The sequence below is a fragment of the Variovorax sp. CF079 genome (genome assembly GCF_900101545.1).
GTDB lineage: Bacteria > Pseudomonadota > Gammaproteobacteria > Burkholderiales > Burkholderiaceae_C > Variovorax.
Map to the genome: position 1 here is coordinate 39,913 of NZ_FMZU01000013.1, position 13,874 is coordinate 53,786.

Here is a 13,874-nt window from a genome sequence, read left to right on the forward strand (position 1 = left end):
CACCATGATACAGTCGCCTGCTGTCCGCCGCCCGATTCCCCAATCGCCGTGGCCCGCGGACAACAGCCAAATTCTCCCGTTCTCAACCTCGTTCCGAGAGACACCCTCATGAAGATTCACGAGTACCAGGGCAAGGAAATTCTTGCCAAGTTCGGCGTGCCTGTGCCGCGAGGCATTCCGGCATACACGGTGCAGGAGGCGGTCGAAGCCGCCCAGAAACTCGGCGGCCCCGTGTGGGTGGTCAAGGCCCAGATCCACGCGGGCGGCCGCGGCAAGGGCGGCGGCGTGAAGGTCGCCAAGAGCATCGACGACGTCAAGAAGCTCGCCGGCGACATCCTCGGCATGCAGCTCAAGACCCACCAGACCGGCCCCGAAGGCCAGAAGGTTCGCCGCCTTTACATCGAGGACGGCGCCGACATCCAGAAGGAATACTACGTCTCGGCCGTCACCGACCGCGCGACGCAGAAGGTGGCCTTCATCGCTTCCAGCGAAGGCGGCATGGACATCGAGGAAGTCGCGCATTCGTCGCCCGAAAAGATCATCACCGTCTTCGCCGACCCCAAGGACGGACTGACCGACGCGCAGGCCAAGCAGATCGCCGACGGCATCGGCATCCCGGCCGATTCCACCGCGCAAGCCGTGGACATCTTCAAGAAGCTCTACACCTGCTACATGGAGACGGATGCCTCGCTGGTCGAGATCAACCCGCTCAACCGTGACAGCAAGGGCAACATCATCGCCCTGGACGCCAAGTTCAACTTCGACAGCAACGCGCTGTTCCGCCACCCCGATATCGTTGCCCTGCGCGACCTCGACGAAGAAGACGCGGCCGAAGTCGAAGCCTCGAAGTTCGATCTCGCCTACATCTCGCTGGACGGCAACATCGGCTGCCTGGTGAACGGCGCCGGCCTCGCGATGGCCACCATGGACACCATCAAGCTGTTCGGCGGCGAGCCGGCCAACTTCCTCGACGTGGGCGGCGGCGCCACCCCCGAGAAGGTGACCGAGGCCTTCAAGATCATGCTGAAGAACAAGAACGTCGAGGCCATCCTCGTCAACATCTTCGGCGGCATCATGAAGTGCGACACCATCGCCACCGGCGTGATCGCGGCCTGCAAGGCGGTCAACCTGCAGGTGCCGCTGGTGGTGCGCATGAAGGGCACCAACGAAGTCGAAGGCAAGAAGCTGCTGGCCGATTCGGGCCTGCCCATCATCAGCGCCGACACCATGGCGGACGCGGCCCAGAAGGTCGTGGCAGCAGTCAAGAAAGCCTAAGGAAACGTCATGTCGATCTACATCAACAAAGACACCAAAGTCATCACCCAAGGCATCACCGGCAAGACGGGCCAATTCCACACCGAGAAGTGCCAGGAATACGCGAACGGCAAGAACTGCTTCGTGGCCGGCGTGAACCCGAAGAAGGCCGGCGAGTCGATCTTCAACATCCCGATCTTCGGCTCGGTGAAAGAAGCCGCGGCCCAAACCGGCGCCACCGTGTCGGTGATCTACGTGCCGCCGCCCGGCGCTGCCGCCGCGATCTGGGAAGCCGTCGAAGCCGACCTGGACATGGCGATCTGCATCACCGAAGGCATTCCGGTGCGCGACATGCTCGAAGTGCGCAACAAGATGAAGGCCAAGGTCGCTGCCGGCGGCAAAGAGACGCTGCTGCTCGGCCCGAACTGCCCCGGCCTGATCACGCCCGACGAGATCAAGATCGGCATCATGCCCGGCCACATCCACAAGAAGGGCCGCATCGGCGTGGTCAGCCGCTCCGGCACGCTGACCTATGAAGCCGTGGCGCAGCTCACCGAGATCGGCCTCGGCCAGTCGAGCGCCGTGGGCATCGGCGGCGACCCGATCAACGGGCTGAAGCACATCGACGTGATGAAGGCCTTCAACGACGACCCCGACACCGACGCCGTCATCATGATCGGCGAGATCGGCGGCCCCGACGAAGCCGACGCGGCGCGCTGGTGCAAGGACCACATGAAGAAGCCGATCGTCGGCTTCATCGCCGGCGTGACCGCCCCTCCGGGCAAGCGCATGGGCCACGCGGGCGCCTTGATTTCCGGCGGTGCCGACACGGCGGATGCCAAGCTCGCCATCATGGAAGAGTGCGGTTTCACGGTCACACGAAACTTCTCGGAGCTGGCCAAGCGCCTCAAGGCGCTGCTCTAAAACGTCCGCCTCCTCGACCACACAAGAACAAAAGCGCTCGCAATTCACGTTGCGGGCGCTTTTTCAATACATAACAGTGGATATGAGGCATGGATTATTTGCAAACTGCCGATTTCTGGATCGGGCTCGTCAAGATTGTCTGGATCAACATCATTCTTTCGGGAGACAACGCGGTGGTGATCGCGATGGCCGCCCGTTCGCTGCCGCCGCATCAGCAGCAGAAGGCCGTGCTGTTCGGCTCGGGTGCGGCCGTGGTGCTGCGCATCGCGCTCACCGTGGTCGCTGCCAAGCTGCTGGCGCTGCCCTACCTGCAGATCCTCGGCGGCGCGCTGCTGCTGTGGATCGGCGTGCAGCTGCTCGGCGATGAGGAAGACGACAACGGCGAGGAAAAGGAATACGGCAGCATGCTCGCCGCGGTGCGGACCATCCTGCTGGCCGACCTGGTCATGAGCCTGGACAACGTGATCGCGGTCGCCGCCGCGGCGCAGGGCAGCATGGTGCTGCTCGTGTTGGGCTTGGCCATCAGCATCCCGTTGGTAATTTTCGGCAGTACCCTCATGATCAAGCTCATGGAACGTTTCCCGATCATCATCATGCTCGGCGCCGCGCTGATCGGCTGGGTCGGCGGCGAGACCATCGTGAGCGACGTCGCCTTGCGCGGCGCCCTGGCGGCCGACCCTTGGCTGCACTACGCAGGCGCCGCGGCCGGCGCATTCTTCGTCGTCGCTGTCGGCCGATGGCAGCAAAGGCGCGCGGCCGCCGCCGCGCACTGACGGCTCGGCTCCTCAACCAAACTGATTCATGGCGAACCTGGGCGCATCCGTTTCTCCTGACACCGGCTCGCTGACCTGGGACTTCGCCGCGCTCACCGACCCCGGCCGGGTGCGCGCCAACAACGAAGACACGATCGCCTTCGACGCCTCGCTGGGCCTGGTTCTCCTGGCCGACGGCATGGGCGGCTACAACGGCGGCGAGGTGGCCAGCGGCATGGCTATCGCGCTGCTGCAAGCCAGTTTCGGCCGCTGGCTGGCCCACGCCGGGACGACCGCCAACCCGCGGGCCTTGCGCCGCGCGCTGCAGGCCGGTACCGACGAGGCCAACGCGGCCATCCTCGAAGCCGGCGTCGCGAACATGCAGCTGCAGGGCATGGGCACCACGCTCGTGCTGGCCGCCTTCGGGCCCAAGCGCGCGATCGTCGGCCACATCGGCGACTCCCGCTGCTACCGGCTGCGCAACGAAAAGCTCGAACAGCTCACGCGCGACCATTCGCTGCTGCAGGAGCAGCTCGACGCCGGCGCGATCACGCCCGAGCAGGCCGCCCAGTCGCCGCACCGCAACCTGGTGACGCGGGCGCTCGGCATCGAACGCCATGTGGAGCTCGAAATGCACGAGCACAACGTGAAACCCGGGGACCTTTTCCTGCTATGTTCCGATGGGCTGAGCGAGATGGTTCCCGACGCGCAGCTTTTCACGCTTTTGTTACAAGATATCGGTCTTTCGGAGAAAGCAACACTTTTGGTTTCAACTGCGAATGACAATGGCGGCAGGGACAACATTTCGGTTGTCCTCGCCAGAGCAGGCTCAGGTGAAGCGCTCGAGGCATCCGGATAGCCCAAAAAAATGAGATCCAGGAGTCGGCCATGCCGAAAATGATCGTTTCGATCGACGGTGTCGTCATCAAGGAGGTGACGCTCGCCAAGGACCGCACCACGCTGGGACGGCGGCCGTACAACGACATCGTGATCGACAATCTGGCGATCAGCGGTGAGCACGCCGTGCTGCACATGATCGGCGGCGACGTCTACCTGGAAGACCTCAACAGCACCAACGGCACCTACATCAACGGGCGTGCCGTCAAGAAGCAGGCGCTCGAGCACAACGACGTCGTCGAGGTCGGCAAGTACAAGATCCGCTACCTGGTGGCCAGCGGCGCCTCAGAAGGGGCCGGGCCGGCGCCGCACATCGCGCCGGCACCGTCGGGCCCGATTCCCCTCAGTTCCGCACCCACGGTGCACCAGCCCTTCGGCGGCGGCACCGGCGTGGCCGTCATGCGCGTGCTGTCGGGCAGCGGCGCCGGGCGCGAGCTTTCCCTGCAGAAGGTCGTCACCACCATCGGCAAGCCCGGCGTGGCCGTCGCCGCCGTCACGCGGCGCCTGCACGGCTACGTGGTGGCGCCCATCGACGGCGGCACCGAGCTCAACGGCGAGCCGCTCGGCAACGAGGCCGTCGCCCTGCAGGACGGCGATGTGCTCGAACTCGGCGGCACGCGGATGCAGTTCGTCGCCGGCTGAGCGACGGCCGGCCGCGCCGAGGCTTTGGTACGGGCCAGAGGCTTGACCCCACTGCCGGCTGTAGATGCCAAAAAATTCCTTTACCAGCTGTACGCGCAGCGTTTAGCCTCGATAGCGTTGCAGCCCAAAGACCAGAACTGGGATGGCGCAACCCGGTTCGAAACCAAATAGAAAACAAAAGGCCTCGCATATGCAGGTGCGCGTGTTGGGTTGCTCGGGCGCCATCGCCAAGGACTGCCGCACGACGTCATTCCTGGTCGACAGCGACCTGCTGGTCGACGCCGGCACCGGCGTCGGCGACCTGAGCCTGGCCGAAATGGCCGCCATCGACGACGTGGTGCTCACCCATTCGCACCTCGACCACATCGCCGCGCTGCCCCTGATGATCGACGCCGTGGCCAGCCGCCGCAGCAGGCCGCTGCGCGTGCATGCGCTGCGCGCCACCATCGAGGCGCTGCGCGCCCACGTGTTCAACAACGTCATTTGGCCGGATTTCGCGAGCATTCCAAGTCGCGAGGCGCCGTTTGTGAGTTTTCATGACATCGTGGTGGGGCAGGAGCTCCAGCTGGGAACCCGGGCGTTGAAGAACATCGAGGTGCTGCCGGCTGTGCACACCGTGCCGGCCTGCGGCTACGCGGTGCGCTGCGCCGAGGGAGGCCCGAACTGGGTTTTTAGCGGCGACACGGAGCGCAATCCGGCCTTCTGGCAGCGGGTGAATCAGCTTGATGTGGGCATGCTGGTCATCGAAACGGCGTTCAGCAATCGAGAGCAGGCCTTGGCGCAGCGCAGCTTGCATTTGTCGCCCGCGACTTTGGCTGACGAGCTGGCCAACATCGTGTCCGGAAAAAACTACCCGATCTACATCACCCACACCAAGCCGGCTGAGACCGAAGAAATCATGAGCCAGATCGACATGTTGGCCGCCGGCTCGCAGGTGCATGGCACGAAGGGGTGGGACATTCGGTGGCTGGAGGCAGCGGGGGTCCTGCAGGTCTGACACTGTCGGTGGTCGACTGACAAAATTTGTCATCCCACGTGTGGCATATGCAACAGGTTGTGTCACCTGTTGTAACTCCAGAGTGAACAAATGCACACCAAGGTTTGCTTCAGAGGCGAGCAGCAGGGATGGCACAGATGCTGCGGAGGTTGGACGCACCGGGGGCCCTCCTCGGGCCCTTCAACCAACTGGAGTTTCTTGAAATGAACCGTCGTTCCATCGCACGCAACGTGCAAAAGGGTTTCACCCTTATCGAATTGATGATCGTTGTGGCGATCATCGGCATCCTGGCTGCTGTGGCGCTGCCCGCGTATCAAGACTATACGGTGCGTGCGCGTGTGACTGAAGCACTGGTTATCGCATCTGGCGCAAAATCAACCATTGGTGAAAATGCTGCTAACGGCGCTTCCCTCAATGCTGGCGTCGATGACATCGCGGCTGGATCGGGGCTGAAGAATCTCGAAGTCATGTCCACAGCTATCGGTACGGGCGTCATTTCGCTCACAACGACTGCTAATGCAGGGGCGTTGAGCATCACGCTGACCCCGACCGCCAATGGCGTAGCTTTGACCAACGGTACCTTGCCGGCAGGCCCAATCAAGTGGGTGTGCAAAGTTTCGGCTGCTGCGAAGAATAAATACGTTCCCAATGAATGCCGCATCTAACCTGACTTGACAAAAAAAAGCCCCGGTCGGGGCTTTTTTTTATGGCGAAATTCAAACGTCGCCGAGCTTGATGAATCGACTTTCCCAAACCTCACTTGCGCCCGTCTGGGCGACCATGGCCTCTGCCTTGCTGTCGTTGGCTTGGTTGCTGCCCAATCACTCGAAGCCATGGACTTCGTTTCATTGCGACACCTGGGTTGCGACGATGCTGGCGGTGATCGGGTTGGTGGTCATGGTGCGGGCGCGGCAGGCCGTCATTTGGCACGGCTTGGCGCTGGTCGTCGCCCTTCTGATTCCGTTGCCCTTTGCGCAACATGCTTTTGGGACTTTGCCGTTTGCTGGGCAGGCCTGGATCGCCACCACCTACACAGCGGGATTCCTGCTGGCGCTGATGATTGGCCAGCAGTGGCAAGGCTGGCGGCCCGTCTGGATGGGCGATATCTTGTTTTCGGCCATTGGCATCGCTGCGGTCATTTCGGTGGCACTGCAGCTCCAGCAATGGCTGGGATCGGCCGACCCCGGCACCCTGGATGTCTGGACGGTCGGTTCGGATGGCGCTCGCCCCTACGCGAATATGTCGCAGCCCAACCAGCTTGCCACCTTGCTTCTCTGGGGCTTGCTGGCCTTCGGCTGGGGTGTTTGGCGCAGGCAGTTGGGGCTCGCGGCGGCTTTGCTCGGCGCGGCATTTTTGCTGATTGGTCTGGCACTGACGCAGTCGCGCGCCGGCATGCTGGGGTTGCTGGTCCTGGTGCTGGCCGCGTGGTGCTGGAAGAAGCTGTGGGGCGCGCGGCACGTCCACCAATACGCCGTCGGCTTGGCTGCCTTCTATGTCGCGGTGTTGCTGCTACTGGAGCCGCTCCGGCGGGTCTTAATGCTCGACGTGCCCGGATCGATGGTGCAGCGTCTCGGCCATGAATTGAGGCCCGAGCTTTGGCGAATGTTGTTGGATGCGGCTTGGCAGCGCCCCTGGGCGGGCTATGGCTGGAATCAGGTGCTGCCGGCTCAAGTGGCCGTGGCCGAACGCCATCCGGCTCTGCACATCCCGTTTTTTCAGTCGCACAATCTATTTCTCGACTTCGTGCTGTGGGCGGGAATTCCTCTTGGCATCCTGTTGACGGGTTGCGTGCTGGCATGGTTGGTAACGGCCGCGCGTCGGGTGCGTCGGCCGGAGGAAGCTTTGTATCTGCTGATGGTGCTGGTGGTCGGGATACATGCGATGCTGGAACTGCCGCTGCACTACGCCTACTTTCTCTTGCCAACCGGACTGGCGATGGGTGCCTTGAATGCGGGCTTGAAGATCTGGCCCTTGGGGCAGCCCTCACGGTGGACTGGGCGGTGGCTGCTGGTCGGAACCTGGTGTTTAGGGGCAATTGTGTTGGGATTCGTCGTGCGTGATTACTTCCGGGTTGAGGCGGCGTATGCAGCCTTGCAATTGGAGAGAGCACAGATTCAGAACAGCCGTGCGGCGGAGGCGCCAGAGGTACTGTTGCTAACCGATTTGCGCGAGGTACAGCGCTTCATGAAGTTCGAGCCCGTTGCAGGGGCTTCCTTGCCTGAGCTCCAGTGGGCGCGAGAGGTCACTGTCATATGGCCAAGTTCCCGCAATTTCATAACGCTGGCAATTCTGCTTGGGCTGAACCAGCAGCCGCGTGAGGCGCGCGATTGGCTGATAAAGATGTGCCACATCGTTCCGCGGGAGCAGTGTGCGTCCGGCCCGTCAAGGTGGGAACAAGCACAGAAGTTGCATCCACAATTGGCAGGTATCGAATGGCCCGCTGCAGTCCAGTCGACGCAGGCCGTCAGTCCCTAGCAATCGGCTACACGGCCATTTCGAACCACGTCGACCCCAGTCAAACGCAGCCTGAAGGCAAAGTGCAAGAAACCATCCTCGGTTGGCCCCGTTCCCGCAAGCGGATGGTTGTGGTTGGGCTCGACCTCTGCTTGGCATTGATGGCGACCTGGTTCGCGTTCACACTCCGGCTGGACACCTGGCACCGGCCCGTGGGAATGGAATGGGCGGTGTACGCGATCGCTCCCTTGCTGTCGATTCCCGTCTTTGTGAAGTTTGGTCTGTACCGCGCGATTTTTCGCTACACCGGTTTGGCCGCGATCCTTGCAACGAGCAAAGCCGTTACGATTTACGGCCTGCTCTTTCTTCCCGCCGTGATTGCGCTCTATCTATGGGAGGGCATACCCCGCAGCCTGAGCGTTCTGCAGCCGCTCATTCTGCTGCTGCTGGTCGCCGGGAGCCGGACGTTGGCCTGGCACTGGCTGATGGTCAACACCGCTCGTACTTCAAGCCGCTTATTGATCTACGGCGCCGGAAGCGCCGGCGCGCAGACGGCGGCCGCCCTGGCCAGCGCTCAGCAGTACACCCTGCTCGGCTTCGTCGACGATGACGAGCGCAAGGCGGGTCGTACCATCAACCGCGTGCCGGTCATGTCGCCGGCCGCCGTGCCGGCTTTCGCGAGCAAGTTCGCGGTGACCGACATTTTGCTGGCGTTGCCCAGCGCCAGCCGCGAAAGGCGCAACCAGATCATCGAACGTCTGTCTGCGCTGCCGGTCCGCATCCGTACGCTTCCGGGTCTGGCCGACTTGGCCAGTGGCCGCGTGACGGTGCAGGACTTTCGCGATCTGGATATCGAAGACTTGCTGGGCCGGCCGCCGGTTGCGCCAGACCTTGAGTTGCTGGCGCGCAAGCTCGCGCACAAGGTGGTGCTGGTCACGGGTGCCGGCGGCAGCATCGGCAGCGAGCTGTGCCGCCAGATCGTGCAGCAGGGTCCGAGTCAGATTCTGCTGATCGATCACAGCGAATTCGCCCTGTATCGAATTCATCAGGAACTGGAACTTCTGATAGGACGCAGCGGGCTCCAGGTGCGCACCATTCCGCTGCTCGCTAGCGTGTGCAACTTCGAGCGCATCTCCGAAATATGCGTCACGTACAAGCCCGCGTCGATCTACCACGCCGCAGCCTACAAGCATGTGCCGATGGTCGAAGCCAACCCCGGCGAAGGCGTACTCAACAACGTCTTCGGCACGCTGAACGTAGCCCGCGCAGCGCTGGCCGCCGGCGTGGATCATTTTGTCTTGGTTTCCACCGACAAGGCCGTTCGCCCGACCAACATCATGGGTGCGACGAAGCGGGTTGCAGAACTCGTGCTGCAGGCGCTGGCAAGCTGCGGCGAGGCGGTGTTCGAAGAGGTCCGCACGGGTGAGGGTGGCGCCATGCTCCCCACGACTCGCTTTTCGATGGTGCGATTCGGCAACGTGCTGGGATCAAGCGGCAGCGTGGTGCCGCTCTTCCGCTCGCAGATCGCAGAAAGGAGGCCACTCACAGTGACCCATCCCGAAGTGACGCGCTATTTCATGACCATCCCGGAAGCGGCCCAACTCGTATTGCACGCCGGAGCCATGGCGGATAGCGGCGACCTGTTCGTTTTGGATATGGGCGCGCCGGTGAAGATCCTCGATCTCGCAAAACGAATGATTGCCCTCGCCGGGTTGACGGTTCGTAGCGAGACACGCCCCACCGGAGATATCGACATAGCCTATAGCGGATTGCGCCCCGGTGAAAAACTGTTCGAAGAACTGCTCATCGGGGAGAATCCTCTGCCCACCAGTCACCCCCGCATCATTCGCGCCAGAGAAGACTTCATGGCTTGGCCTGACCTCAAAGTTCATTTGCAGACTTTGCTGAGCGTCGCGCGCAACGACAATGTCGCGGCAATGAAGGATCTTTTGCGTTTGCTGGTACCTGGCTACACGCCGAAAACGCCATCGATTGAATAAGACATGAACTTTGCAGAGATCAAGCTTGCCATCGTCGGACTCGGGTATGTCGGTCTTCCCTTGGCAGTGGGATTCGGCAAGTTGATGTCCGTCGTCGGCTTTGACACCAATCAGCGCCGAATCGAAGAGCTCAAGGCCGGTCACGATAGAACGTTGGAGACCGACCCTGCAGATTTGCGAGACGCGAACCGGTTGACATACAGCGTCGACGCGGCCGATCTGCGCGACTGCAATGTGTTCATCGTGACCGTGCCTACCCCAGTCGACAGCGCGAATCGCCCCGATCTCACCCATTTGCTGAGCGCCAGCGAAACGGTGGCAAAGGTTATGCCCCAAGGCGCCGTCGTCATCTACGAATCGACGGTTTATCCCGGTGCGACCGAAGAAGTCTGTGTGCCCGCCCTGGAAAAGTATTCGAACAAGGTGTTCAACGAGGACTTCTTCTGCGGCTACAGCCCGGAACGGGTGAATCCAGGCGACAAGGTCAACACGTTGACGAAGATCAGAAAGATCACCAGCGGTAGCACACCTGAGGTAGCAGAAGCGGTTGATCGCCTCTATAACAGGATCGTCACGGCAGGCACATACAAGGCGAGCAGCATCAAGGTGGCCGAGGCCGCCAAGGTCATCGAAAACACCCAGCGCGATCTGAACATCGCGCTAATGAATGAGCTTTCCGTCCTGTTTGAAAGACTCGGCATCGACACGCTCGACGTGCTGGAGGCGGCGGGAAGCAAATGGAACTTTCTTCCGTTTCGACCCGGCCTCGTCGGAGGGCACTGCATCGGCGTCGATCCGTACTACCTCACCCACAAAGCGGAGCAGGTCGGCTACATCCCGCAGATCATCCTGGCGGGGCGGCGCATCAACGACAACATGGCGCGCTATGCAGCGCGCAACACCATCAAGCTGATGTTGCAGGCCGGCATGGATGTACCACGTTGCAAAATTGGTGTACTAGGCATCACGTTCAAGGAGAACTGCCCTGACATCCGCAACAGCAAGGTGGTCGACCTGGTGCGCGAGTTGCAGGCATGGGGCGCGCAAGTCGCGGTAAGCGACCCGTGGGCCAACGCAGAAGAAGTGCAGCACGAATACGGCCTGGAATTGGAGGTCATCGACGAGAGCAGCCCGGTCGATACTCTGGTGGTGGCGGTGGGGCATACCGAATACCGAACGCTCTCGCCCGAAGTGCTGCGCGGCTACTGCCGCCACGCCGCACCCGTGCTCACAGATGTGAAGTCGCTCTACGATCGACATGACGCGGCGAACGCCGGCTTCACCGTATTCAGACTCTGAAGAAATGAAGAACTTTGCACTGATCGGCGCGGCCGGCTACATCGCACCGCGGCACATGCGCGCGATCAAGGACACCGGCAACAGGCTCTCCGTAGCCTATGACATCAACGACTCTGTCGGCATCATCGACAGCCTCGCGCCAGGCGCCGAGTTCTTCACGGCGTTCGAATCGTTCTACGAGCACGGTCACCAACTCAAGCGATCGCCGTCGTCCGCCCTGGACTACGTGTCCATCTGCTCCCCCAATCATCTTCACCATCCGCACATCGCAGCGGGCCTGCGCCTCGGTTGTGATGTGATTTGCGAAAAGCCGCTGGTGCCCACGCCCGATCTGCTTGACGAATTGGAGCGGGTCGAGCGCGAAAGCGGGAAACGCGTGTTCACCATTCTTCAGTTGCGTCACCACGAAGCCATTCTCCGGCTGCGCGAAAAGGTCGCCAATGCGCCCGCCGACACCAAGTTTGATGTGGACCTGACCTACATCACGTCGCGCGGCAGATGGTATGCAGCGAGCTGGAAGGGCGATCCGCGCAAGTCCTTCGGCGTGGCTACCAACATCGGTGTGCATTTCTTCGACATGCTGCATTTCATCTTTGGGCGGGTGCGGAGCAATGTGGTACACCACTCCAGCGACGACAAGGCTGCCGGTTTTCTTGAATACGAGCGGGCTCGCGTGCGCTGGTTTCTTTCCATCGATGCAGGCGATTTGCCGGATGAGGTCAAAGGCAAGAAGACGACCTATCGATCGATCGTCGTAAACGAAGAGGAACTGGAGTTTTCCGAAGGGTTCACGGACCTTCACACCGTGAGCTACCAGGAAATTCTGGCCGGGCGGGGCTACGGTTTGGCAGATGCGCGCCAAGCCGTTGAAACCGTACATGTCATTCGCACGGCTCAACCGAGCCCTGCGCACTCTGACAGTCACCCCTTTCTGAAACGATTGAGTTCGTGAGCGCCGTGGTCCACGAAACAGCCATCATTGATCCGGGCGCCCGTATTGGGGAAGGAACCCGTGTCTGGCATTGGGTGCACGTCTGCGCCGGTGCGACCATCGGCGAACACTGCTCCCTTGGGCAGAACGTCTATGTCGGCAACGACGCGCGGATCGGCAACAACGTCAAGATCCAGAACAACGTCAGCATCTACGACGCCGTGATGCTCGAAGACGATGTGTTCTGCGGGCCCAGCATGGTCTTCACCAATGTCTACAACCCCAGGTCCACGGTGAGCCGCAAAGACGAGTACCGGCCCACGCTCGTACGTCAGGGCGCGACATTAGGGGCCAACAGCACCATCGTCTGCGGCGTGACGGTGGGGCGCTATGCTTTTGTGGGTGCTGGCGCCGTCGTGAATCGCGATGTGCCGGACTTTGCGTTGGTGCTCGGCGTGCCTGCTCGGCTTGCGGGCTGGATGAGCCGGCACGGCGAGCGGCTGGTATTTGCCGGCGAGCAGGCGACGTGTCCAGTCACTGGCGAACAATACATCTTGCGCGACGGCGTCTGTGCACTGGTCGCCGAGGTGTCGACATGAGCGACAAGCTGGAGTTCGTTGACCTCAAGTCGCAATACACGGCATTGAAGGACAAGATTGCCGAACGCATGCAACGGGTGCTGGACCATGGCCAGTACATCATGGGACCGGAGGTCAGGGAACTGGAAGACAAGCTCGCGGCGTACACCGGCGCGAAGCATTGCATCACAGTTGCCAGTGGTACGGAGGCCTTGTTGATTGCTCTGATGGCGATCGATCTGAAGCCGGGCGATGAAGTTGTCACCACGCCGTTCACCTTTGCGGCCACTGCAGAGATGATTTCGCTGCTCGGCGGCGTGCCCGTTTTTGTGGATATCGAAGCCGACACCTGCAACATCGACGCATCGCTGATCAAAGCAAAGATCACGCACCGCACTCGCGCGATCATGCCGGTGAGCCTGTATGGTCAGGTTGCCGATATGGATGCGATCAACACCATCGCGACACAGCACGGCTTGGCCGTGATCGAAGACGCGGCGCAGAGCTTTGGGGCCAGCTACAAGGGCCGTAAGAGCTGCAACTTGAGCACTATCGGTTGCACCAGCTTCTTCCCAAGCAAGCCGCTCGGTTGCTATGGGGACGGGGGGGCGCTCTTTACGGATGACGATGCGCTGGCCCAGGCTAGCCGCGAGATCCGCATTCACGGGCAGAGCGCGCGCTACACCCACATCCGCGTCGGCGTCGGTGGGCGTATGGACACTCTGCAATGTGCTGTCGTGCTCGCGAAGCTGGAGCGTTTTCCATGGGAGCTTCAGCGTCGCCAACAGATCGCCATTCGCTATCACGAGCTGTTGGCCGGTCTAGGCGTCGACACGCTCGAGGTGCGAGCTGATCGCGACTGTGTCTGGGCCCAATACACGGTGTTCGTCGAACAGCGAGATCACCTTCAGGCGATGATGAAGGAGCTCGGAATTCCGACCGCGGTGCACTATCCCGTACCCTTGCATCATCAGCCCGCATACGCGAGATACGGGAACTCCGACGAATGCCCTGAAAGCGTATTGGCTGCGTCGCGCGTGGTGAGCCTGCCGATGAGCGCAGACCTGTCGTCGACGCAGCAGGATACTGTGATCAATGCGCTGGCCCGGTCTTTGCGGAGCCATAGTGCAACAACGTAATGCCTTC

13 protein-coding genes are annotated in these 13,874 nt (G+C 61.7%); all 13 read left to right on the forward strand.

All coding sequences use genetic code 11. The features are described from left to right. Nucleotides 1–108: 108 nt before the first annotated feature. Nucleotides 109–1,275 carry an ADP-forming succinate--CoA ligase subunit beta gene (gene sucC / locus BLS74_RS18175; protein WP_093108545.1) on the forward strand — a complete coding sequence of 389 codons (1,167 nt, stop codon included), beginning with the start codon at nt 109–111 and terminating at the stop codon, nt 1,273–1,275. 9 nt (nt 1,276–1,284) lie between these two features. Continuing rightward, a complete protein-coding gene (gene sucD / locus BLS74_RS18180; protein WP_093108546.1) occupies nt 1,285–2,178 on the forward strand; it encodes a succinate--CoA ligase subunit alpha in 894 nt (297 codons plus the stop codon). A gap of 89 nt (nt 2,179–2,267) precedes the next feature. Further along, nucleotides 2,268–2,951, forward strand: a complete 684-nt coding sequence (locus BLS74_RS18185) for a TerC family protein (protein WP_093108547.1) — start codon at nt 2,268–2,270, stop codon at nt 2,949–2,951. Nucleotides 2,952–2,979: 28 nt separating this feature from the next. After that, the gene (locus BLS74_RS18190; RefSeq protein ID WP_093108548.1) at nt 2,980–3,789 is read left to right on the forward strand and encodes a Stp1/IreP family PP2C-type Ser/Thr phosphatase; all 810 of its coding nucleotides are present in this window, start codon (nt 2,980–2,982) and stop codon (nt 3,787–3,789) included. Nucleotides 3,790–3,818: 29 nt separating this feature from the next. Then, nucleotides 3,819–4,469, forward strand: coding sequence for an FHA domain-containing protein (locus BLS74_RS18195; protein WP_093108549.1), 651 nt, complete (start codon nt 3,819–3,821; stop codon nt 4,467–4,469). Between the two features lie 190 nt (nt 4,470–4,659). Continuing rightward, nucleotides 4,660–5,466 carry a 3',5'-cyclic-nucleotide phosphodiesterase gene (locus BLS74_RS18200; RefSeq protein ID WP_093108550.1) on the forward strand — a complete coding sequence of 269 codons (807 nt, stop codon included), beginning with the start codon at nt 4,660–4,662 and terminating at the stop codon, nt 5,464–5,466. A gap of 203 nt (nt 5,467–5,669) precedes the next feature. Beyond that, nucleotides 5,670–6,131 (forward strand): pilin, encoded by a 462-nt coding sequence (locus BLS74_RS18205; RefSeq protein ID WP_093108697.1) that lies wholly within the window; start codon nt 5,670–5,672, stop codon nt 6,129–6,131. Nucleotides 6,132–6,201: 70 nt separating this feature from the next. Beyond that, on the forward strand, nt 6,202–7,941 hold the full coding sequence (locus tag BLS74_RS18210) for a PglL family O-oligosaccharyltransferase (protein WP_093108551.1): 1,740 nt from the start codon (nt 6,202–6,204) through the stop codon (nt 7,939–7,941). Nucleotides 7,942–8,003: 62 nt separating this feature from the next. Then, nucleotides 8,004–9,920 (forward strand): polysaccharide biosynthesis protein, encoded by a 1,917-nt coding sequence (locus tag BLS74_RS18215; protein ID WP_244503922.1) that lies wholly within the window; start codon nt 8,004–8,006, stop codon nt 9,918–9,920. A gap of 3 nt (nt 9,921–9,923) precedes the next feature. Further along, nucleotides 9,924–11,219 (forward strand): nucleotide sugar dehydrogenase, encoded by a 1,296-nt coding sequence (locus BLS74_RS18220; RefSeq protein WP_093108553.1) that lies wholly within the window; start codon nt 9,924–9,926, stop codon nt 11,217–11,219. A gap of 4 nt (nt 11,220–11,223) precedes the next feature. Beyond that, entirely contained in the window at nt 11,224–12,171 is a 948-nt protein-coding gene (locus BLS74_RS18225; RefSeq protein ID WP_093108554.1) for a Gfo/Idh/MocA family protein, read from the forward strand. Continuing rightward, nucleotides 12,168–12,749 carry an acyltransferase gene (locus BLS74_RS18230; protein WP_093108555.1) on the forward strand — a complete coding sequence of 194 codons (582 nt, stop codon included), beginning with the start codon at nt 12,168–12,170 and terminating at the stop codon, nt 12,747–12,749. Before BLS74_RS18225 ends, BLS74_RS18230 begins: the two co-directional genes overlap by 4 nt. 8 nt (nt 12,750–12,757) lie before the next feature. Next, nucleotides 12,758–13,867 (forward strand): DegT/DnrJ/EryC1/StrS family aminotransferase, encoded by a 1,110-nt coding sequence (locus BLS74_RS18235; RefSeq protein WP_093108698.1) that lies wholly within the window; start codon nt 12,758–12,760, stop codon nt 13,865–13,867. Nucleotides 13,868–13,874 lie beyond the last annotated feature (7 nt).